Genomic DNA, 21,815 nt, shown 5'->3' with positions numbered 1-21,815 from the left:
AAAATCGCACCCACCGCGATGGCTTGCGGTAACGCAACACGATTTTCAGCAGCCTGCTAGAGCATTTTGCAGTCAGGTGGAATCACCTGACGTAGCACAAATGCGCCAAAACAAACAGATAGAGCGGTGGCGCGAACGCATGTGAGCGCATCCCGCTCTAGTCGTTGCTGATCTCGAGCGTCTTGCTGAAGATCAGCGCGACGATCGTGCATAGCGCGCCGGACAGGAGATAGTAGCCGGCGAAGGCGAGGCCGAAGCGGCTGGTCAGGCCGAGGGCAACCAGGGGCGCAAATCCCGCTCCGATCAGCCAGGACAGGTCGGAGGTGAGCGCGGCGCCGGTGTAGCGGTAGGCTTTTTCGAAGCGCGACGCGACGGCGCCCGCCGCTTGGCCGAAGGAAAGGCCCAGGATGGTGAAGCCGGCGATCACGAAGACGTCCCGGCCCGTGGGCCCGGCCTCAAGCAGCATCGGCGCGATGAAGCTGAAGATGGCGATCAGCACCGCGCAAATGCCGAGATGGTAGCGGCGGCCGATCCGATCGGCAACGAGTCCGGAAACGACGATGGCGAGGATGGCGCAGACGGCTCCGAGGAACTGCACCATCAGGAAAGAGCTTGGGACGTGGTCCGTATAGATCGCCACCCAGCCGAGCGGGAACACCGTCACGAGATGGAAGAGCGCGAAGCTTGCGAGCGGCACGAAGGCGCCGATCAGCACGTGACGCCCGTTCAATCTCAAGACTTCGGTGACCCGCCTCGCCTCGAGCTCGTGCAGTTCGAGCAAGGTACCGAATTCCTTCGTCATCACCAGGCGCAGGCGCGTGAACAACGCGACGACGTTGATCGCGAAGGCGACGAAGAACGGATAGCGCCAGCCCCAGTCGAGGAAGTCCGCGTCGGAGAGGGAGACGAGGAAGAAGGCGAAGAGCGCGCTTGCGAGCATGAAGCCGATCGGTGCGCCAAGTTGCGGGATCATCGCATACCAGCCGCGATGGTGCTGGGGCGCATTGAGCGCAAGCAACGAGGCAAGCCCGTCCCAGGCGCCGCCGAGCGCGAATCCCTGACCGAGGCGGCAGATGGCGAGCAGGAGGATCGACCAGGTGCCGAGGGTCGCATAGCCCGGCAGGAAGGCAATGGATGCCGTCGAACCGCCGAGAATGAAGAGCGCGATCGTCAGCTTGACGCCGCGGCCATAGGTCCGGTCGATCGCCATGAAGACGAGCGAGCCGACCGGCCGCGCGAGAAAGGCGAGCGCGAAGACGCTGAAGGAATAGAGCGTCGCCGTCAGCCTATCCGGAGCAAAGGGGAAGAAGAGTTCGGGAAAGACGACGACCGAGGCGATGCCGTAGACGAAGAAATCGAAGAATTCGGCGGCGCGCCCGATGACGACGCCGATCGCGATGTTGCCCGGGGATACGGGCCTGTCGTCGTGAATGCGGCGTGCATCGCGCTCCATCGACGAGGATGACGGCCCGAGTGACTGCTGCATGACATTGCTCATAAACGCCTCCCGCCCGAGCGACCGGCAACGAGGCATGCGGTTTTCCGCCGCACCCCGCTCGGACTCCTTGATAAGGGATGTTGACCAATCGACCGCGCATATCAAGGGCCGAATTGCCAAATAGCCCCTTTCGCCGTCTCAAAATCTCCGAAGAATGCGAGGAAGATCGGCGGGTCGCGGATGTCTTCGCGCGTTTATTGCCGCAACGCACAAACATGGCTGCGGCGCATTGCTGCAGTGCGACCAAACACCTCATACCGTTGCCACATCTACTCCTTTAGTCGCAGAGCCGTCGAAACAAGAAGAGCTCGGAGCCGTGTCGAAACTGTTCACGTTTTCCCGCCATCTGGCCGTATTGCCGCTGTTTCTGCTGATGGCCGGGTGCGACATGGTGGTGATGTCGCCCTCCGGCGACATCGCCGCGCAGCAGCGCGATCTCCTCGTCATCTCGACAATCCTCATGCTGCTGATCATCGTTCCGGTGATTTTCCTGACGCTCCTCTTCGCCTGGCGCTATCGCCGGTCGAACACGGCTGCGGCCTACGACCCGGAATGGCATCATTCGACGGCGCTCGAAGTGGTCATCTGGTCGGCGCCGCTCGCCATCATCATCGCGCTCGGCGCCATCACCTGGATCAGCACGCACAAGCTCGACCCCTACCGGCCGCTCGACCGGCTGGATTCCGGGCGGGCGGTACCGGCGGACGTCAAGCCGCTCACGGTCGAAGTCGTGGCGCTCGACTGGAAATGGCTGTTCTTCTACCCCGACGAGGGGGTTGCGACCGTCAACGAGCTCGCCGCGCCGGTGGATGTCCCGATCAATTTCAAGATCACCGCCTCCTCGGTCATGAACTCCTTCTACATCCCCGCGCTCGCCGGGCAGATCTATGCGATGCCCGGAATGGAGACGAAGCTGCATGCGGTGATCAACAAGACGGGCGAATACGAAGGTTTCTCGGCGAACTACAGCGGCGAGGGCTTTTCCCACATGCGCTTCAAGTTTCACGGTCTCGACCGGCAGGGCTTCGACGACTGGGTGGCCCGGGTGAAATCACAAGGAACCGCGCTCAACCGGGACGCCTATCTCAAGCTCGAGAAGCCGAGCGAGCGCGAACCGGTCCGCTATTTCGCCTCCGTCGATGACGGCCTCTACCAGGCGATCCTCAATCTCTGCGCCACACCCGGCAAGATGTGCATGCATGAAATGATGCATATCGACCGGATGGGCGGCGGTGGCGTGGAGAGCGCCGAGAACCGCGAAAAGCTCGAATACGACAACAGGCATTCGCTCGGAGAAGGAGCGCCGGCGGCAACCTTTCCCGCGACCGGCACGCCCGCACGCAGTGAGGAGGAGCCACAGGGAACGGACGGCGCCAGCGAGCCGAATGAGCACGGCATGCCGGGCACGGGAGGGCACGAGGGACACTCGATGCCGGGCATGAACGAGGGCGGCGATCCGGCACCGGCGCAGCTCAACCACTGAAGACAGCAAGGAACGGGTTTCCCATGTTCTCCGATCCAGATCTCCTGAAGTTCATCTTCGGTCGACTGAACCTCGATGCGATCCCGTATCACGAGCCGATCCTCGTCGCGACCTTCCTCGCCGTTGTGATCGGCGGCGTCGCGCTCGTCGGGCTCATCACCTATTACCGCTTCTGGGGCGTGCTCTGGCGCGACTGGCTGACGAGCGTCGACCACAAGAAGATCGGCATCATGTACATCATCCTGGCGCTAGTCATGCTTTTGCGCGGCTTTGCCGACGCGATCATGATGCGCCTGCAGCAGGCGATCGCCTTCGGCGGTTCGGAAGGCTACCTGCCGCCGCATCACTATGACCAGATCTTCACGGCGCACGGCGTCATCATGATCTTCTTCATGGCGATGCCCTTCGTCACCGGGCTCATGAACTTCGTCGTGCCGCTGCAGATCGGCGCCCGCGACGTCTCCTTCCCCTTCCTCAACAATTTCAGCTTCTGGATGACGACCGCCGGCGCGGTGATCATCATGCTGTCGCTCTTCGTCGGCGAGTTCGCGCGCACCGGCTGGCTCGCCTATCCGCCGCTCTCCGGCGCGGACTACAGTCCGGGCGTCGGCGTCGACTATTATATCTGGGGCCTGCAGGTGGCGGGCATCGGCACGACGCTGTCGGGCATCAACCTGATCGCCACCATCGTGAAGATGCGCGCGCCCGGCATGACGATGATGAAGATGCCGGTCTTCACCTGGACCTCGCTCTGCACCAACGTGCTGATCGTCGCGACCTTTCCGGTCTTGACCGCGACGCTGGCGCTGTTGACGCTCGACCGCTACGCCGGCACGAACTTCTTCACCAACGACCTCGGCGGCAATCCGATGATGTACATCAACCTCATCTGGATCTGGGGCCATCCGGAGGTCTACATCCTCGTCCTGCCGGCCTTCGGCATCTTCTCGGAAGTGGTCGCGACCTTCTGCGGCAAGCGGCTCTTCGGCTATGCCTCGATGGTCTATGCGACGGTCGTCATCACCATCCTCTCCTATATCGTCTGGCTGCACCACTTCTTCACCATGGGGTCGGGCGCGAGCGTCAACGCCTTCTTCGGCATCACGACGATGATCATCTCGATCCCGACCGGCGCGAAGATGTTCAACTGGCTCTTCACCATGTATCGCGGCCGCATCCGCTACGAGGTGCCGATGCTGTGGACCGTCGGCTTCATGGTGACCTTCGTGCTGGGCGGCATGACCGGCGTGCTGCTTGCCGTGCCGCCGGCCGATTTCGTCCTGCACAACTCGCTGTTCCTGATCGCCCACTTCCACAACGTCATCATCGGCGGCGTCGTCTTCGGGTTGCTGGCCGGGGTCTACTACTGGTTCCCGAAGGCCTTCGGCTTCAGGCTCGACCCGTTCTGGGGCAAGATGTCCTTCTGGTTCTGGCTGATCGGCTTCTACTTCGCCTTCATGCCGCTCTACGTGCTCGGGCTCATGGGCGTCACCCGCCGCGTCAATTCGTTCGAGGACCCGTCGCTGCAGATCTGGTTCGTCATCGCCGCCTTCGGCGCCTTCCTGATCGCGCTCGGCATCCTGTCGCTCCTGATCCAGTTCGCCGTGAGCTTCATCAGGCGCGAGGAACTGCGCGACACGACCGGCGACCCCTGGGATGCGCGCACGCTCGAATGGTCGACGTCCTCGCCGCCTCCGGACTACAACTTCGCCTTCACCCCGCTCGTCCACGACCATGATTCCTGGTGGGACATGAAGAGGCGCGGCCACAGCCGTCCGCTCGCGGGCTTCAAGCCGATCCACATGCCGAAGAACACCGGCACCGGCGTCATCCTCGGTGCGATCAGCGTCGTCTTCGCCTTCGCCATGGTCTGGTACATCTGGTGGCTGGCGGGCCTGTCCTTCCTCGCCATGGTGGCGATCGCCATCGGCCACACCTTTAACTACGACCGCGATTACTACATCCCGGCCGACATCGTCACCGAAACCGAGGGCAAGCGAACCGAACTGCTTGCCGGCGAGGTGTAACCATGAGCGATATCCACGGTCACGCGGCGCAGCACGAGGGCCAGGCGCCCGCCTTCTATCTGGAGGAGGAGCATCATCCCGAAGGGAGCACGATGCTCGGCTTCTGGCTCTATCTGATGAGCGACTGCCTGATCTTCGCGGTGCTTTTCGCCACGCACGGCGTTCTCGGCCGCAACTATGCCGCCGGCCCCTCGCCCGCCGATCTCTTCGATCTGCCGCTCGTCGCCGTCAACACGTCGATGCTGCTGTTCTCGTCGATCACCTACGGCTTCGCGATGCTGGCGATGGAGCGTTACGAGAAGAAGGTGACGTTGTTCTGGATGGCGATCACCGCCCTCTTCGGCATTGCCTTCGTTTCGCTCGAACTCTACGAGTTCGCCCACATGATCCATGAAGGCGCCGGGCCGCAGCGCAGCGCCTTCCTATCGTCCTTCTTCACGCTCGTCGGCACGCACGGCCTGCACGTGACCTCCGGCATCGTCTGGATGTTCGTGCTGATGGCGCAGGTCGCAAAACATGGCCTGATCCCGGAGAACAAGCGCCGTCTGATGTGCCTGTCGATGTTCTGGCACTTCCTGGACGTCGTCTGGATCGGCGTCTTCTCCTTCGTCTATCTGATCGGAGTAATCGGATGACTTCGCACGCCCCCTCGCATGAAGACGCCTTCGAGGCCCATCACGGCCACAGCCACGGACACGAGGCCGGCCACGGCACATTCAAGAGCTACGTGACGGGCTTCCTCCTCTCCGTCATCCTGACCGCCATCCCTTTCTGGCTGGTCATGGCCGACGTGCTCGACAGCGCGGTCCCCACCGCCGCCATCATCATGGTGCTCGGTGCCATCCAGATCGTGGTGCACATGATCTTCTTCCTGCACATGAACACCCGCTCGGAAGGCGGCTGGACGATGATGGCGCTGATCTTCACGATCCTCCTCGTCGCCATCGCGCTTTCCGGCTCGCTCTGGGTCATGCATCATCTCAACGCAAACATGATGCCGATGAGCCCGGAGATGATGAAAAACATGCCGTGAGCGCTTTAGATTAGGTTTCGCTCTCTCCTAGGGCTTAACCCGGGGGGAGGACTGCCTGCCCCCCACGCGGGGAGATGGACTGAGGCGCCACCGCGAGTCCCTTCGCCCCGCCTGCGGGGAGAAGGTGGCCGGCAGGCCGGATGAGGGGCAGAACCGACGGAATCGACACTCTCTTCCGCTGCAAGGCTACGATCGCGCATGAACGATCCCGAAAGCAAAATCCACCCGCGCTCGCGGCGCTCCCTTGCGCTCCTCACCGCCATCGGTCTCCTGCTGGTCGCCGCGCTGCTCGCGCTCGGCACATGGCAGGTCAAGCGCCTCTTCTGGAAGCTCGACCTCATTGCCCGCGTCGAGGCCCGCATCCACGCGACGCCGGCTCCCGCTCCGCCCCGCGGCGACTGGCCGAAGGCCAACGCCGCGGGCGACGAATACCGCCGCGTGGTCGTCCGCGGCCGCTTCCTCAACGATAAGGAGACGCTGGTCTATGCCGCCACCGAACTCGGCGCCGGCTATTGGGTGATGACGCCGCTCGGCCTCGCCGACGGCACGACGGTGCTTGTCAATCGCGGCTTCGTGCCGACGGCGAAGCGCGCGCCGGCGACGCGACCGCTAGGCCAATTGTCGGGCGAGACGGAAGTGATCGGCCTGATGCGCGTCACCGAGCCCGGGGGCTCGCTGCTCCAGGCGAACCGGCCGGCCGAGGAGCGCTGGTACTCGCGCGATGTCGTCGCGATCGCCGCGGCGCGCGGCCTCGCGAACGTCGCGCCCTATTTCATCGATGCGGATGCCACCCCGAACCCCGGCGGGCTTCCCGTCGGCGGCCTGACGCGCGTCATCTTTGCTAACAACCACCTCTTCTACGCGATCACCTGGTACGCCCTGGCCGCCATGGTTTTCGCAATGCTGGTCCTTCTGTGGCGGCCCGGCAGGCCGGAACGGCCGGGCGGCTGACCGCCCGCCCGCATTCCGCACTGAGGTGCCTTCAATTGACGGAGTTGAGCGTCATCGACGTGCCGGCGGCCGCGACGTTCAGGCCGAGCTGGCCGGTGACGCTCACCGTCTGCAGGTGGATCGATCCGGAGGTGCCGCCGACGAGCACATTGGCGCCGACGCCCGCCCCGACCGTCGCCTCGGCGCTCGCGCCCTGGTAGATGCCGCTGAGCGACCCGTGATGATAACCGGCCGTGGGTGCGAATACGGCCCAGATCAGGCGGCTGCGCATGGTGAAGCCGACATCGACGCCGAGCTTGCGTATCTCGCCGGTATAGCGATCCTCCACTTCGTCACCGCCCAGCGAACGGAAGGCGCATTCGACCTCCTTTGACGAACCGAGCACATAACCGGCGCCACCGGCGATATCGCATTCGAGATAGCCGATCTTCACGCCGCCGCGCGCGTCCAGCGCCGGCGGCGGCGCCGGTTCCGGATAGGTCAGATCGGCGGCATTGGCGCCCGCGGCGGCAAAGGCGGTCGCAACCGCGCGGAGCGCCATGGCAAGAGTCTTCTTCATCCATCTTCTCCTTGTCGGATCGATACCGGCCAGAATGCGGTCGCGGTCCGAGCAAATTCAGTAATGGCGCGCGAAAGAGTTCACGCGGCTACGCCTTTGAGGCGAGTCTCACCGTTCCGTCGCAATGAGACGATTCAGAGGCACGGCTTGTCGGCGGGTTCTTTTTGCCGGGCAGTGTTGCCGTTCGGCCAAACCATCGATCGGCGCGGCGAGGTCACGATCCGGATAACGGAGCGGAATGCGCTCACATGCGTCCGCGCCATCGCGATAAATGTTTGTTTTGCCGCATTTTTTCGACGTCAGGTGATTCCACCTGACTGCAAAATGCTCTATCCGCCATTCACCAGATTGAGGATGAGCTGGTGGATATTGCCGCCTTCGCTGAGTTCGGCCTTGTCGAAATCGCGGCTCTTCTGCCTTTGCGCGCGAGAGAGATCGCCGAGCCGCCGCGTCAATTCGCTCTTGATCCTGCGGCATTGCGGGTCGTCTGGAACGGTAAGGCCGACGGTTGCGGCCTCGATCGCGCTCACCATTTCCTTGATGAAGTCGCCGTGCACGCGCTCGTGGCTTTTCACCCCGTCGATGAAGGTCTCCCAGTGCATCCGTGTGGACGGCGGCAATTGCCAGGCTGGCTTCGGCAAAGTGTAGGTGATGGCAAGCTTCGGCACGGCCGAGGCCAGCAGGCACGCCTCACCCCGCGCCTCGTATTTCCGCTTCCAGGTCAGCTTGAAGCTCGTGTGGGCAATGGTGCGCATGAGACCGCCGACCTTTGGCCCCCGCTCGCCGATCGAGGCATAGAGCTCGGGGCCGGACCGGCCGGCGATCGCGTAGGTCTTGACGGTTTCGACCGCCTGCCATTCGGCCCGGCCGGCCGCAGGCGCGAGCACGAACGAGACCAGCAGCAAACAAACTCGGCGGCCTGCTTTCAAACCCATTCCCCTCGCATGGTTCAGTGAACGCGGGCGGAAACTATAGGGGATGGAGCCGGCTTTCAATCGCCCGATCCGGCGGCGGCGTGCTTTCCGCGGCGTCAGACGCTGCTCAGGAGAAGGCTGGTTTCGCTGTTGGCGACGCCGTCGATCATCCGCACCTCGCGCAGGATCCGGTCGAACTCGGAAAGGTTCGCCGCACGGATATTGGCGACGAGGTCCCAGTTGCCGTTGGTCGTGTGCAAAGTGTAGATCTCCGGCATGCCACGCAGCCTGCGAATGACCTGCGTGGTCGATTTTCCGACGACCTCGATCATCATCACCGCATGGACGGTGTTGACGTCGTAGTCCTCCCTGACGCGCACCGTGAAGCCGAGAAGCGTGCCGGTTTCGAGCAGTCGATCCAACCGGTTCTGCACGGTGCCGCGGGCAACGCCGAGCGCATCGGAAAGCTTGGAGAGCGAGGCGCGGCCGTCGCCGCGAAGATGGGCGATGATCCGGCGGTCCAGGTCGTCGGGCGTGTATTTTGCGATCACCATATCACTTGCCACCGCGTTGACCATTTCGCACAATTCCGTTGTTCAAATTGTTCAATCTCATGGCGAAAATAGCACAGGTTTGCGCTTTCGACCAGCGCGTGGTATCGCTAGGCTCTTCCTATGCAGTGCGCAGGAGGAAACCCGATGCTCTCACCGCTTCCGTCGGCCAAAGCCATGGTGCCGTTCGTCAGCGTCGACAACATGATGCGGCTCGTTCACCACCTCGGCATCGAGACCATGCTGGCCGAGCTCACGGACGCGATCGAGGCGGACTTCCGCCGGTGGGAGAGTTTCGACAAGACGCCGCGCGTCGCCAGCCATTCGCGTGAGGGCGTGATAGAGCTGATGCCGACCTCCGACGGCAGCGTCTACAGCTTCAAATACGTCAACGGCCACCCCAAGAACATCGCCGAGGGGCTGCAGACCGTGACCGCCTTCGGGCTGCTCGCCGAAGTGGCGACCGGCTATCCGGTGCTCCTGACGGAAATGACGATCCTGACGGCGCTCAGGACCGCCGCCACCTCGGCCATGGCCGCCCGCCACCTCGCACCGAAGGGCGCGCGCACCATGGCGATGATCGGCAACGGCGCCCAGGCCGAGTTCCAAGCGCTGGCGATGAAGGCCGTCTGCGGCATCGATGCCGTTCGCCTTTACGACATCGATCCCCGTGCGACGGAGAAGACCGCGCGCAACCTCGCCGGCTCCGGCCTCGAGATCGTGTCGTGCCGTGCCGCTCAGGAGGCGATCGAGGGCGCCGAGATCATCACCACCTGCACCGCCGACAAGCAGTTCGCGACCATCCTCACCGACAACATGGTCGGGGCCGGCGTCCATATCAACGCGATCGGCGGCGACTGCCCCGGCAAGACGGAACTCCACCGCGACATCCTCGCGCGCTCCGACGTCTTCGTCGAATATCCGCCGCAGACGCGGATCGAAGGCGAGATCCAGCAGATGGCGCCGGACTTCCCGGTGACGGAGCTCTGGAAGGTCGTGACCGGCGAGCTACCGGGCCGGCGCGATCCACGTCAGATCACCCTCTTCGACAGCGTCGGCTTCGCCATCGAGGACTTTTCGGCGCTGCGCTACGTGCGCGAGCGGCTGTCCGGCACCGCGTTCTACCAGAATCTCGACATGATCGCCGACCCGGACGATCCGCGCGACCTGTTCGGCATGCTGCTCAGGGCGAAGGAAGCGGCGAGCGCGGAGTGAGAAGACGCGACGCTATTTCTTGAGACGCGCTATCGCCGCCCGTGCCTCCTCGACCAATGAATGGTCGGGATGGCGGCGGATGAAGCGCTCATAGGCCTCCACCGTGTTCTCCGCCTTCACCTGCTCGAACTCCGACCGGATAGCGGCCTCGTAATCCGGAGGCTTCTGCATGTCGACTCCTCGTGGCTCCGTGCCGGTTGCCGCCGCCGGATGACATATTGCCGCCGGAATCACCAAGGCGAGCAAAGCCAGAATCCTTTGGAACGGCACGCTTCCCTCCAATCTTACTGAACGCATTATGACAATGGTAGGCGTTGACTTTTATGGTCGCGGGCACGATCCGTGTTTTTGACACCCGAGGCAATAGCCTCGTATTCGCAATCGGGAATTTCTAATGAGTGGAACTGGCAAAACCGTCAAAACCGTAACACCGACCGGCAACAGCCTGATCGATGGGGTGCTATATGGTACGGCGTGGGCCGGAACCATCACCTACGCCTTTTCCACTTCGGCCAGCAGCTACAGCTACAGCGGCGAGAAGAACAACGGATTCGCGTCGATTTCGACGGCGCAGAAGAACACTGCGCTGTTCGCGATGGAGCAGTCCTACGGTTCGGCCGCCAACGACGGCTTTTCCGTCGAGGGCTTCACGAATGCGACGTTCAGTGCCGGAAGCGCCGGTACCGCAACCGTCCGCTTCGCACAGTCGACCCTGCCAGAGACAGCATGGGCATACCTGCCGGGCACCCATGCCGCGGCGGGCGACGTCTGGTTCGGAACCGAATATGCCGGCACGGTAAACGACTACCGCAAGCCGGTTGCCGGCAACTATGCCTGGCACACGATGCTGCACGAGCTCGGCCACGCGCTGGGGCTGAAGCACGGACACGAGGCGGACGGCAATTTCGACGCCCTGCCCTCGCAGTACGACTCGATCGAATATTCGATCATGACCTATCGAGGCTATGTCGGCGCCAATGGCTACTACTATGAGCAGTACGGCGCGCCGCAGACCTTCATGATGGCCGACATTGCGGCGCTTCAGGAAATGTACGGCGCCGACTTCACCACCAACAGCGGCAACACGGTCTATAAATGGACGCCGGGAAGCGGCACGACGCTCGTCAACGGCGCGACCGCCATATCCCCCGGCGCCAACCGGATCTTCGCCACCGTATGGGATGGCGGCGGCATCGACACCTACGATCTCTCGGCCTACAACACCGCATTGAAGGTCGATCTCAGGGCGGGCAAGGCGTCCATATTCAGCGCCGACCAGCTCGCCTGGCTCGGCGGCGGCTCCAACAAGGGATACGCGGCGGGCAACATCTTCAATGCGCTGCTCTATCATGGCGACAAGCGCTCGCTGATCGAAAACGTCAAGGGTGGCGCGGCCGGGGACTCGATCACAGGCAACGAAGTGGCCAACAAGTTGTGGGGCTTCGCCGGCAACGACACACTTGCCGGCTCCAGCGGAAACGACGCGCTTCTCGGCGGCACCGGCAATGACAAGCTCTACGGCGGCAACGGTAACGACAGCCTTTTGGGCGAATCCGGCAACGACCTGCTTTACGGCGCGGCGGGCGCGGATCGCCTGACCGGTGGGACAGGAGCCGACACCTTCCAGTTCAAGGCGCTTGCGGACAGCACCGTCGCTTCTACCGGCCGCGACACCATCTATGACTTTCTCGCCTCGGAATCAGACAGGATCGATCTTTCGGCGATCGACGCGAGCACGAAGGCCTTGGGCAACCAGGCGTTCGTGTTTATCGGCACGGCGGCATTCGACGGTACGGCAGGGCAAGTCCGCTACGTCAAACAAGCCTCGGACACCTACATCTACGGCGATGTGAACGGCGACAAGGTGGCCGACTTCGCCATTCATCTGGACGACGCCGTGACCCTGCAGAAGAGCTATTTCCTTCTATAACGGCAGAAAGCCCGGCACATCGTGCCGGGCCTCGCCTCCATGGACTCGGTTCGCTGGTCCCGTGGCGTGAAGGGGAGTGCCCGAAATCGCCCCTCATCCAGCCTGCGGCCACCTTCTCCCCGCAAGCGGGGCGAGGGAGACTCGCGGCCTTATTGCAGCGCTGCGGCCAGGGCTGCGCCCAGGCGTTCCTGGGCCTTCTTCGGCAGCTTGCCGGCCTTCACCTTCTCGACATTGGCGGGCGCGTCGCCGACCACGACCAGGCCGACCATGCCCATGCCGACATGCGGCGAGCATTTGACGGCGTAGATGCCGGGCGCGTCGAAGGTCACCTTGTACTTCTCGTTCATCTTGCTCTTGAAGGGTGTCGTGCCGTCCGGGATCATGTCCTTGATGCTCTCGACGTTATGCCCCTTGTCGGTCGGGATGAAGGTAACGCTGTCGCCCGGGTTCACCTTGACGAAGGCCGGCTCGAACACCATCACGCCATCCGCGCCCTTGTTCAGCATATGAACCTCGAAGTCGGCGGCCGATGCGGAACCGGCGAAAGCGGCAAGAATGGCGGCGACTGCTACGCCCTTTGCGATTGTACGCACTGAATTTCTCCTTGGTTTCAGAACCTGCTCGGTCCGTGCAACAAGGAGATAGGACGGAAACGGCGGCCCCTCTTTGATGTTCGTCAAACAAATCCGCAAAGGGCGGCATCCATGCGAAAAGGCTGTGCGGTTCTCCGCCCGCGCCCCGCTTCAGCCCTGATGATGATCAGTCGCGCCCGCTTTCGGCGATCTGCGTCAGGCCGGCGAGGTCGCGGATGACGAGCTTCTGGCGCCCGCCCTCGACCAGCCCCTTCGCTTCCCAGGCGCTCAGGATGCGGGAGACGGTGTGCAAGGTCGTGCCCGTCATCTCGGCGATGTCCTGACGGGAGATCGGAAAGTCGATGCGGATGCCGCCCTGCTCGTGCTTGCCCGCCTGGCGCGACAGGCGCAGCACAGCATGGGCGACGCGGCGCTCCACCTCCTGCGTCGACATCTCGCGGATGCGTGTATGCGCCTCCTCGAGCCGCTGGCCGATCGTCTGCATGGTGCTGACGGCCAGGTGCGGATTCTGCTCGACGAAGTGCGGCCAGAGGTCGGTCGGCCAGCTCAACGCGATGCTTTCCGTCACCGCCGTCGCGGTGCCGGGATAGTCCGAGCGCTGCAGCGCCTTGGCAAATCCGAAAAGGTCGCCGGGGTGGACGACCCGGACGATAATCTGCTGTCCGTCCTCGGTCACCTGGGTGACCTTCAGCCGCCCGTGCAACAACAGGAAAAAACTCGCCGCCGCCTGGCCCTGCTCGAAAACGGCGTCTCCCTGGGGAATGCGTCTCGCGGTCGCGTGCCCCAGTAACCAGTCCAGATCGGCATCGCTCATCCTGTCGAACAGGGAAAGCGATCTCACGACACTCCGGTCGATCTTCATTCCAGCTTCCTAGAGCATTTTGCAGTCAGGTGGAATCACATGACGTCGCAGATGGAGCGGTGGCGCGAACGCATGTGAGCGCATCCCGCTCAAATCGACACTCACGGCTCCTCAACCGGTCCTAGCATGACAGGGGGATTGACGAAAGGCAGCAGGCACTCCGATTTCAAATCGAAGATCGTCAGACGGGCAAGCCCTTCGCCCTGAGTGTCTGCAGCAATGGCGCATACCATCTCGTATCCTTGACCAGGCGGAAGCCGACGTTGTCGGGAGGGGCGCCTACGGCGCAACCGCCGCCCTTCGGATTGCGAACGAAGGAGCTGAGTGCCGCGCGGTGCCTGCCCGTGGCAATGTAGATGCCGCAGGAGGAAGCGTCGCTGACTACGAAACCGCTCCGGTCGAGGCTGACGCGGCGGCTGCAGGTCGTCGTCCACTCCCAGACATTGCCAGCGAAGTCGGCAAGCCCGAACTCGCTTTCTCCGAAATGGCCGAGCGGCTGCGGCTCCGGTTTGCTCGACGCCTTGCGCGATGCCTCGCGGAAATAATCGGCGAGCCAGCGCTCTGCCGGATTGTTGCTGTCGGCGTCGACACCGAGGGCGTCGTCAGGAAAGCGGCTGCCCGCGGCGAAGGCGAGTTCCTCGTCGGTCGGCAGCACCCATACTTCCCCGGTGCGGCGGCTGAGCCAGGCGGCATAGGCCTCGGCATCGTCATGGCTGACCCCCGTCGCAGGCATACGGGCGGGGTCCGCGGGCGCACGCTCGGGTTCGGCCGGCGCACAGGCGCTTTCCGCAACGCAGCGCCCATAGTCGGCGGCAGTCACCTGGTATTTCATGATGGTGAGCGACGCGGTCATGCTGATGGTGAGCATCGGCCCGTCCACGGCGTAGCCGTTCTTGAAATACTCGCCGGCGGGGCGATAGCTGAACTCGCCCGGAGCGACGGTGACGATGGGCGGCTCCTTAAGAGCGGCACCGACCGGGTCACGCCGCAGAAGACCAGTCTCGCGCGCCACCATGCCTGCGAGAAGGAGGAAGAGAGCGGCTGGGATCGCAAGCGAGAGGGCGATAGCTTCACTTTTCTCTGAAATCGCGGCCATGGGGAGGCCTCCTTGCGATCCATGTTGACCGGTCCCCGGGCAGGGTGTTTAGCCCGGGGGCCATGAGGATGGCAGCGGCCGCGCCGGCGGGACTTCCGGCGGCGCGGCGCATTCAACCTGACGTCGCAAATGCTCTTGGATCAAGTGCCCGAGGGCGCGCGAACCGAGGTCATGAGGTCGTCGTTCCACTCACCGGTGACGGCGAAGTGGGCGGCCGCACCCAGCTCGAAAGCCTCGATCAGGTTGTGGTTCACATAGGCGTAGATGCCGGGCTGCTCGAAGGTGTAGAAGGCCGCGCCCGCCGTGCCGCCCGGGATGAACCAGGTCTCCTGGTCGCGATCCGGAGGATTGCGGAACTTGCCCGTTGCCCAGACGTAATCGCCGTGCCCACCGATCAGGTGCGGGCGGGTGTCGCGGTTCGCCTGCGAATGGACGATCAGCACCTTCTCGCCCACAGCCGCCTTCAGCGCGTTGTCGCCGGTGAGCGCGCCCACCGCGCCGTTGAAGACGACGTGGCTCGGGGTCAGCGTGCGCATGACTTCGAGGGTGTCGGGATAGGCATCGCCCGCGCTCGCATATTTCTTGAAGTTGCCCTCCTCGTCGCGCGGCACGTAGAAGTCCTGCTCGCCCACATAGTAGACCTTGTCATAGGTCAGCGACTTGCCCTGGCCGTCGGTCAGGCCTTCGCGCGGCAGCACCATGATCGCGCCGTTCATGCCGGAGGTGACGTGCCAGGGAACCATGCCGGGAGGTGCACAGTGGTAGACGAAGACGCCGGCCTTGGTCGCCTTGAAACGCAGCACCGTGCTTTCGCCCGGATTGACGACCGTCAGCGCACCGCCCCCGAGCGCACCGGTCGCGGAGTGGAAGTCGATATTGTGCTGCAGCGTGTTGGTTTCCGGATTGTTCAGCGTCACCTCGACATAGTCGTCCTGATGGACGACCATCAGCGGACCGGGGACCGAACCGTTGAAGGTCATCGCGTTGACCTCGGTGCCCTGATCATCGACGATGATCTTCTTCTCCTCGATCGTGAGCGTGAACTCGACGACGTTCGGGCCACCTTCGGCCTTCTGGGTGTGGGCGTGAACGAATGGCGGCTTGACGAGCTCGACCTTCACGCGCGGCAGCGACGCGATGTCGGCGGCGGCAGTCTTCGCGGCCGTCTCTTCCGCATGGGCAGATACCGCACCGACAAGCGGCGTCAGCGCGCCGGCGATTGCTGCCCCAGCCAGCATGCTGCGGCGTGTCATCTGGAATTGCTCAGACATGGAACCTCTCCTTGAAAGGCCGGAGCGAACATCGCCCGGTCGTTTTGATCCTAGGAGGGTCGGTCCCGCACTCTTTGTGGTGGAACAAACAGGCACATTGCCCCTGCTGCGACATTTTGACGGGCAAAGAGCGACAATGCCGGGGACGGCGCGCGGGCCGCGCTCATGTCGATGCGTATTTGCCAATTATCAAAGAACCTGACGCGTGGCTCCGGTAGTCAGATACTGCCAAACATCAGGAGTTCGATCATGAGTGAATCAAAGGCCGAGAGGCCCGGCTACCTGCCACGTGGCCTCGCCCGCACGGGCCCCGTGCTCTTTTCCTATGGCTTCCGACCCTTTTTCCTCGGCGCATCCCTTTGGGCCATCGTCGCGATGACCTTGTGGATCGGAGCATTGACCGGCCGCTTCGATCTTGCCGGCAGCTACGGCGCGCTGGCGTGGCACGCGCACGAGATGCTGTTCGGCTTCGCCTCGGCCGTGCTCGCGGGCTTCCTGCTGACCGCCGTCCCGAACTGGACGGGCCGCCTGCCCGTTTCCGGCTGGCCGCTCGCCGGCCTGTTCGCGCTCTGGTCGGCCGGTCGTTTCGCGCTTCTCATGCCGGACGTTCCCGGTCTTCCGGTCGCGGCGGCGATCGACAGCCTCTTCCTGCCGGCACTCCTCTTCATTTGCGCGCGCGAAGTGATCGCCGGCCGGAAATGGAAGGATTTAAAGGTGCTCGGCGGCTTGCTGGCGCTGTCGCTCGCCAATGCCTGCTTCCATATCACGGTGATTACCGGTGAACATGCCAACGTCGCGATGCGCCTCGGCATTTCCGCCTATGTCGTACTCATCATGATTGTCGGCGGCCGGATCCTGCCGAGCTTCACCCGCAATTGGCTAAACCGCATCGGCCGGACCGCTTTTCCGGTCCCCTACAATCGCTTCGATACGGTCGCCATCCTCTCAGGCGTCGGCGCGCTTTTCTGCTGGATACTCGTTCCGGAGCACGCGCTCACCGCACTCGCGAGCCTCGCCGCGGCCGTTTTCCACACCGCCCGGCTTGCTCGCTGGCGCGGTTTGGCCACGTGGCCGGAGATGTTGCTCGTCGTCCTGCACGTCGCCTACGCCTTCGTTCCCCTCGGTTTCGCCGGCATCGGCTTCGGTGCGCTCGGCCTTGTCGATCAGCGCTCGGTCATGCATGTGCTAACCGTCGGCGCCATCGCATCGATGATGCTGGCGGTGATGACGCGGGCAAGCCGCGGCCACACCGGTCACCCGCTGACGGCCTCGCGCCTGACCGTCGCCTCCTACGCCGCGATCGTTCTCGCCGCCCTGCTGCGCCCGCTCGCCGAAATGTTTCCGGAGACTGCGGCGACGCTTTATGCCGCCGTGGGCGGACTCTGGCTCCTGGCCTTCGCGCTGTTCACGCTCGAATACGGCCCGATCCTGGTGCGCAAGCGCCGGGGGTTGAACGCGGGCTGAGGTGAACGGTCGCGGGCTAAAAAGACCCCTCCCCAACCCCTCCCCACAAGGGGGAGGGGCTTGGCGCCCGCTTCACACTGTCATGACCCGTTGAGCCAGACGCGATGATTGGGAGGTGGCACGCCGGTGACGGCGGGCACGAGAGCCCCTCCCCCTTGTGGCCCCTTTTAGGCGGGCTTGGGGAGGGGTCTTAACCGCCGGGGATCCCCAGGTCAGTCCGCCATCATCTCCGGCGTCCAGGCGGGCTCGTAGGTCAGGCGCACTTCCGCATATTCCACGCCCGGCACATACCAGACGCAGTTGCGCACCGCCTCCTTCAGATACTGGCTCGCCGGACATCCCTTCGTGGTGGTCGTCATGCTCACGTGGGCAATGCCGCCGTCCTCGACGGACACGTCGTAGATCAGACCGAGATCGACGATATTGCGGCCGAGCTCCGGGTCGATGATCATGCGCAGGGCCTCGCGTATCTCTTCGCAGAGTGCGCCGTTCGCCGCTTCGCCCATAGCCTCAACCCCTTGCCTTGCCTACGCGGACGAAGATGCGGAAGGCGGTTCGCGTCTCGTCGAAATTGCCGGCCCACTGATGGCCGCGCTTTGTCAGTTCCGGGAAGAGGAAGATCGGCTCGCGCGAAAGCAGCGCGAAGAGGACCTCTCCCGGCTCGAGCCGCTCGGCGGCGGCGAGGATGCGGACCATCGGTTTTGGCGGGTCGAGCTCGGTCAGGTCGAGATGCTCGACCGGATCAGGCCAGGTCTCGGGATCTTCCGCGTCGTCGGAAAGCTCGACGGCTGCGGAGGTCGGCTGCGGCGTGAACAGCACCTCCCAGTCGCCGCCCTCGATCTCGCGCGCCTCGTGATCGAAGCCGCGGCCCGCCATGACCTTGAACAAGGGCTGCGGCCGGAAGGGCGCGTAGAGCCGCAGGGCCTCACCGGGCTCTAGTGCGCTCACCACCTCCATGATGGCCTGGAACGGCTCGCCGCCACTGCTCAGGATCGGCCGAACGTCGAGTTCCCGAACGTTGATGTCTCTGGGTGCGGGGTTCATCGGTCACTCCTGTGGTCGAGAGAGAGGTAGAAAAAGACGCGGTTTCGGAACGCCGGCGCCCTTCACCGACGAAAGCCTTCTGGCGCGAACGAGTTCCGCCATCAGGCCGAGGGTTGCGGCAAGCTGCGCCGCAACCGCGACCCGAAAGGATGGCAGACTGCCGGCGAAAAGCGAAGCCGTGGCGGCCGTCACGGCGCCATAATATAGACCGAACCAGAAGTTCGCCCGGCCCTCGTTCACGAGGTCCTGCACGCGCGGGACCGCAATTCGGCCGAGAATCGGGCCATAGCATTCAAGCCAGGTCAGGAACGGCACGATCTTGTAAAGCTGCGCGAGCCCGAGGCCGGTCAGCCAGCCGAAGGCGAAGAGATAGACGAGAGCCGCGGCGCCCTCGCCGGCCGCCGCTCGCGTAGCCGGAATGGAGATGAGAACGACGGCGGCGAGCAATGCTGCAAAGGCCGCGTAGCTGGCCCGGATATTGAGTTCCACGACCTTGCGCTTGCGCTCGCGATAGAGGCGCACCAGGTCGACGCAGTAGAAAGAAACGGCGACAAAAGCGAGCACGAGGGGCAGCGCGAGCAGCGTCTTTGCCGCCTCGGCATCGAGGAACACGACGGCGACTGAGGCCGCCACGAGCACCAGTGCGGTTGCGCCTGTCCACCAGACGGTTCTCGCCGCGCCGCTTACCTTCTCGGGTGCAAGCATGAACATCGGGAGCAAGCGATAGCTGACGCCGATCGCGGTGAAACTAAGCCAGCCGCCGAGGCCGAGTGCGGCATGGAACGGCACGCCGTGAAGGAGCAGTGTAGCGAGCAGATCGCTGGCGACGATGCCCGAAAGCACGGCGGCGAAGGCCGCGCCGATAAGGATCGTCGCCGTCAGCGCGGCAAGCCCGAGGCCGACGAAGCGGGCGGGAAGCGGCAGCGCCCGCGCCGACAGGAGCGTCGAGGCGAGCATGGCAGCCGCGAGGCCGAAGCCGGTCACGAGCAGAAAGGCGCCAAGCGGCAGCATGCCCGGCGAAAGGCCGTCGAGGCCCTCGGCGCCGCCAAGCGCCGCAAATCCGCCGGCGAGCAGGAGAAGCCCGCCGACGATGAGAAGCAGGACCGAGGGCGCCAGCCGCCCGGCGCGGAGCGGTGCAGCAATCAGCACCGGTACGAACTGCAGGAGCGCCCCGATCATCAGCAGCCCGAGCCAACCGATGGCGAGGAGATGGGCGAGCGCCAGAGTTTCCGGGGCGTCCACCCCGGCGAACGGATAGCCGTAGCCGGCCGCCATCAGGCCCTGGCCGATCACCAGAAAGACACAGGCGACGGCGAAGTAGGACATCGTCCATGGGGAAAGCGTGGCGTCTGGCATCTCGTCTCACCGTGCTTGCTGGCGGCTACCGCCGAGAGCGGCGCCTCAATGATCCGAACCGCAGCAGCATTCGCAACCCGAACCACCCTCCAGTCGGGCGATCTCCACCCGCCACACGTCCGGTCCGGCTTCCAGATAGTCCCAGCCGAACTGGCCCGGAAAGTTCGTCTCCAGTTGGTAGTGAAGCGGGCGCGGATCGTGATCGCTGGTAATCAGCATCGAGCCCCGGGTGCGAGCGCGCCCAGCATGCCGAAGATTCTGGGGTGACGCTCGCGCGGCGGAACGGTGCGGACGTCGATCGATGGCTTGGTATCGGTCATTGTCGTGGCAATTCTCTTGTGGTGGCCGCCCCTCTTCCGTTCCGATGCGGCGGCGGCTCGACCCGATCGGAACTTGCGCGACCCTAACGCCCGGTCCGGCGCGCCACTTTGACGGCGAGCAAACAAATGGCGAGAAGTGCTCTTTGCCCCAGTCATCGCCCAAGTCATCGCCCAACTCATCGCCCCGATCCTTGACATCGGTCAAAGAGAGACGGCGGCCGCACCTCTAGGATTGCCGCAATCCTGTTCCCCGATCAGAAGGATCTTCTCATGCAACCAGCTCTTGTCGCCAAATATGGCGAGGCGCGTCTGCCCCGCTACACGAGCTATCCAACCGCACCTCGCTTCTCGCCCGAGATCGGCGCCGGAACCTATGGCGACTGGCTTGCGGCCACGCCGTCGGAGAAGCCGGTTTCGCTCTATCTGCACATCCCGTTCTGCCGGTCGATGTGCTGGTACTGCGGCTGCCACACGACCATCACCCAGCGCGCCCAGCCGATCCTCGGCTATCTCGACATGCTGCGCGAGGAGGTCCGACTGGTCTCGGCGACGGCAGGCAAGCGCCTCAGCGTCGATCATGTCCATTTCGGCGGCGGAACACCGACAATCATTCGACCGGAAGAATTCACGGGCCTCATCGCGCTGCTCCGCGAGCGTTTCGATTTCGCGGGCGACGCCGAGATTGCCGTGGAGATCGACCCGAGGACGCTCGAGTCGGACATGGCGACTGCTCTCGGCCAGTCGGGCGTGCGCCGGGCAAGCCTCGGCGTCCAGAGCTTCGATCCCGTCGTGCAGAAGGCGATTAACCGCATCCAGACCGAGGAACAGACCATGGAAGCGGTACGCCGCCTGCGTGCCGCCGGCGTCACCAGTATCAACTTCGACCTCATCTACGGCCTGCCGCACCAGACAGTAGACTCCTGCATCGAGACGGCCGAGGCCGCGATCGCCATGGGTCCGGATCGCTTCGCCGTCTTCGGCTATGCCCATGTGCCGTCCTTCAAGAAGCACCAGAAGCTGATCGACGAGGCAGCACTTGCCGATGCCGAGGGCCGTGTCGCCCAGGCGGAGGCGATCGCCGCCACCCTCATTGCCGCCGGCTACCGCCGCATCGGCCTCGACCATTTCGCCAGAGCCGACGATAGCCTGGCACTGGCCCAGACCGCCGGGCAGTTGCACCGAAATTTCCAGGGCTACACCACGGACGCCTGCGAGACCCTCATCGGCTTTGGCGCCTCGGCAATCGGCCGGCTGGCTGAGGGCTATGCCCAGAACCAGGTCCCGCCCGGCCTCTATGCGCAGAAGATCGCCGAAGGTTGCCTCGCAACCGTGAAAGGCTACCGGCTGACCGCCGAGGACAGGCTGAGAGCGAGCATCATCGAGCGGCTGATGTGCGACTTTTCCGCCGATGTCCCCGCCATCGCCGCCGCGCATGGTTTCGATGCCGGCATGCTCATCGACGGCAATGCGCGGCTCGCCATGCTCGAGAGCGACGGCGTCCTGGAGAATACCGGCGGCGTCATCCGGCTTCGCGAGGAGGGACGCTTCCTGATCCGCGCCGCCGCCGCCGCCTTCGACGCCTATCTGGAGCAATCGGCGCGCACGCACAGCAAGGCGGCGTAGGGGCGTTTGCCTGCCCGGCAGGGCA

General features: G+C 64.1%; 21 protein-coding genes and 1 pseudogene. 9 read left to right on the top strand and 13 right to left on the bottom strand.

Going from position 1 to position 21,815, the window contains the following annotated elements; translation table 11 throughout:
• Positions 1-157 precede the first annotated feature (157 nt).
• The gene (locus ATB98_RS26260) at positions 158-1,498 is read right to left on the bottom strand and encodes an MFS transporter (protein WP_066879147.1); all 1,341 of its coding nucleotides are present in this window, start codon (positions 1,496-1,498) and stop codon (positions 158-160) included.
• A 316-nt stretch (positions 1,499-1,814) separates the two neighbouring features.
• On the opposite strand from ATB98_RS26260, the gene cyoA reads away from it, so the two are divergent.
• The 5 genes from cyoA (at position 1,815) to ATB98_RS26235 (ending at position 6,992) form a co-directional block, all read left to right on the top strand.
• Positions 1,815-2,981, top strand: a complete 1,167-nt coding sequence (gene cyoA / locus ATB98_RS26255) for a ubiquinol oxidase subunit II (protein WP_066879143.1) — start codon at positions 1,815-1,817, stop codon at positions 2,979-2,981.
• 23 nt (positions 2,982-3,004) lie between these two features.
• Positions 3,005-5,008 (top strand): cytochrome o ubiquinol oxidase subunit I, encoded by a 2,004-nt coding sequence (gene cyoB, locus ATB98_RS26250; protein WP_066879141.1) that lies wholly within the window; start codon positions 3,005-3,007, stop codon positions 5,006-5,008.
• A 2-nt stretch (positions 5,009-5,010) separates the two neighbouring features.
• Positions 5,011-5,643 (top strand): cytochrome o ubiquinol oxidase subunit III, encoded by a 633-nt coding sequence (gene cyoC / locus ATB98_RS26245; protein WP_066879138.1) that lies wholly within the window; start codon positions 5,011-5,013, stop codon positions 5,641-5,643.
• On the top strand, positions 5,640-6,041 hold the full coding sequence (gene cyoD / locus ATB98_RS26240) for a cytochrome o ubiquinol oxidase subunit IV (protein ID WP_066879135.1): 402 nt from the start codon (positions 5,640-5,642) through the stop codon (positions 6,039-6,041). Before cyoC ends, cyoD begins: the two co-directional genes overlap by 4 nt.
• Before the next feature lie 198 nt (positions 6,042-6,239).
• Positions 6,240-6,992, top strand: coding sequence for an SURF1 family protein (locus ATB98_RS26235; protein WP_066879132.1), 753 nt, complete (start codon positions 6,240-6,242; stop codon positions 6,990-6,992).
• 31 nt (positions 6,993-7,023) lie between these two features.
• Here the strand turns inward: ATB98_RS26235 and ATB98_RS26230 are convergent, their stop codons facing one another.
• The 3 genes from ATB98_RS26230 to ATB98_RS26220 form a co-directional block, all read right to left on the bottom strand.
• Complete coding sequence (locus ATB98_RS26230) at positions 7,024-7,551, bottom strand: DUF992 domain-containing protein (RefSeq protein ID WP_066879129.1); 528 nt, start codon at positions 7,549-7,551, stop codon at positions 7,024-7,026.
• A gap of 329 nt (positions 7,552-7,880) precedes the next feature.
• Positions 7,881-8,486, bottom strand: a complete 606-nt coding sequence (locus ATB98_RS26225; RefSeq protein ID WP_066879126.1) for a DUF922 domain-containing Zn-dependent protease — start codon at positions 8,484-8,486, stop codon at positions 7,881-7,883.
• Between the two features lie 95 nt (positions 8,487-8,581).
• Positions 8,582-9,019 carry an Lrp/AsnC family transcriptional regulator gene (locus ATB98_RS26220; RefSeq protein WP_066879123.1) on the bottom strand — a complete coding sequence of 146 codons (438 nt, stop codon included), beginning with the start codon at positions 9,017-9,019 and terminating at the stop codon, positions 8,582-8,584.
• A 144-nt stretch (positions 9,020-9,163) separates the two neighbouring features.
• Between ATB98_RS26220 and ATB98_RS26215 the strand changes: the two genes are divergently transcribed.
• Positions 9,164-10,231, top strand: coding sequence for an ornithine cyclodeaminase (locus ATB98_RS26215; RefSeq protein ID WP_066879120.1), 1,068 nt, complete (start codon positions 9,164-9,166; stop codon positions 10,229-10,231).
• Between the two features lie 12 nt (positions 10,232-10,243).
• Here the strand turns inward: ATB98_RS26215 and ATB98_RS29260 are convergent, their stop codons facing one another.
• Complete coding sequence (locus tag ATB98_RS29260) at positions 10,244-10,402, bottom strand: hypothetical protein (RefSeq protein WP_153435844.1); 159 nt, start codon at positions 10,400-10,402, stop codon at positions 10,244-10,246.
• 223 nt (positions 10,403-10,625) lie between these two features.
• Here ATB98_RS29260 and ATB98_RS26210 point away from each other — a divergent pair, with 223 nt between their 5' ends.
• Positions 10,626-12,161 carry a M10 family metallopeptidase C-terminal domain-containing protein gene (locus ATB98_RS26210; protein WP_066879109.1) on the top strand — a complete coding sequence of 512 codons (1,536 nt, stop codon included), beginning with the start codon at positions 10,626-10,628 and terminating at the stop codon, positions 12,159-12,161.
• 149 nt (positions 12,162-12,310) lie between these two features.
• On the opposite strand, the gene ATB98_RS26205 is transcribed toward ATB98_RS26210, so the two are convergent.
• The 4 genes from ATB98_RS26205 to nirK all read right to left on the bottom strand — a co-directional run bounded on the left by ATB98_RS26205 (position 12,311) and on the right by nirK (position 15,983).
• Complete coding sequence (locus ATB98_RS26205) at positions 12,311-12,754, bottom strand: pseudoazurin (protein WP_066879106.1); 444 nt, start codon at positions 12,752-12,754, stop codon at positions 12,311-12,313.
• A gap of 166 nt (positions 12,755-12,920) precedes the next feature.
• Positions 12,921-13,616, bottom strand: coding sequence for a Crp/Fnr family transcriptional regulator (locus ATB98_RS26200; protein ID WP_066879104.1), 696 nt, complete (start codon positions 13,614-13,616; stop codon positions 12,921-12,923).
• 181 nt (positions 13,617-13,797) lie between these two features.
• Positions 13,798-14,712 (bottom strand): SUMF1/EgtB/PvdO family nonheme iron enzyme, encoded by a 915-nt coding sequence (locus tag ATB98_RS26195; RefSeq protein ID WP_066879099.1) that lies wholly within the window; start codon positions 14,710-14,712, stop codon positions 13,798-13,800.
• 140 nt (positions 14,713-14,852) lie between these two features.
• On the bottom strand, positions 14,853-15,983 hold the full coding sequence (gene nirK, locus ATB98_RS26190) for a copper-containing nitrite reductase (RefSeq protein WP_066879096.1): 1,131 nt from the start codon (positions 15,981-15,983) through the stop codon (positions 14,853-14,855).
• A 249-nt stretch (positions 15,984-16,232) separates the two neighbouring features.
• Here nirK and ATB98_RS26185 point away from each other — a divergent pair, with 249 nt between their 5' ends.
• Entirely contained in the window at positions 16,233-17,447 is a 1,215-nt protein-coding gene (locus tag ATB98_RS26185) for an NnrS family protein (protein ID WP_066879092.1), read from the top strand.
• A 212-nt stretch (positions 17,448-17,659) separates the two neighbouring features.
• On the opposite strand, the gene ATB98_RS26180 is transcribed toward ATB98_RS26185, so the two are convergent.
• From ATB98_RS26180 to ATB98_RS28440, 4 genes and pseudogenes are all read right to left on the bottom strand, one after another.
• The gene (locus tag ATB98_RS26180; protein WP_066879089.1) at positions 17,660-17,953 is read right to left on the bottom strand and encodes a metal-sulfur cluster assembly factor; all 294 of its coding nucleotides are present in this window, start codon (positions 17,951-17,953) and stop codon (positions 17,660-17,662) included.
• Between the two features lie 4 nt (positions 17,954-17,957).
• Positions 17,958-18,491: a DUF2249 domain-containing protein gene (locus ATB98_RS26175; RefSeq protein ID WP_066879086.1), complete on the bottom strand. Its 534-nt coding sequence runs from the start codon at positions 18,489-18,491 to the stop codon at positions 17,958-17,960.
• A 3-nt stretch (positions 18,492-18,494) separates the two neighbouring features.
• Positions 18,495-19,847 carry a hypothetical protein gene (locus ATB98_RS26170; RefSeq protein WP_066879083.1) on the bottom strand — a complete coding sequence of 451 codons (1,353 nt, stop codon included), beginning with the start codon at positions 19,845-19,847 and terminating at the stop codon, positions 18,495-18,497.
• A 45-nt stretch (positions 19,848-19,892) separates the two neighbouring features.
• Positions 19,893-20,167 (bottom strand): annotated as a pseudogene (locus tag ATB98_RS28440) (DUF2249 domain-containing protein).
• A 270-nt stretch (positions 20,168-20,437) separates the two neighbouring features.
• On the opposite strand from ATB98_RS28440, the gene hemN reads away from it, so the two are divergent.
• On the top strand, positions 20,438-21,790 hold the full coding sequence (gene hemN / locus ATB98_RS26160) for an oxygen-independent coproporphyrinogen III oxidase (RefSeq protein WP_066879077.1): 1,353 nt from the start codon (positions 20,438-20,440) through the stop codon (positions 21,788-21,790).
• Positions 21,791-21,815: the final 25 nt, after the last annotated feature.

The sequence above is a fragment of the Sinorhizobium saheli genome, assembly GCF_001651875.1.
Lineage (GTDB): Bacteria > Pseudomonadota > Alphaproteobacteria > Rhizobiales > Rhizobiaceae > Sinorhizobium > Sinorhizobium saheli.
The sequence above is the reverse complement of the archived record's forward strand: the minus strand, read 5'-3'. Positions and strand labels throughout refer to the sequence as shown.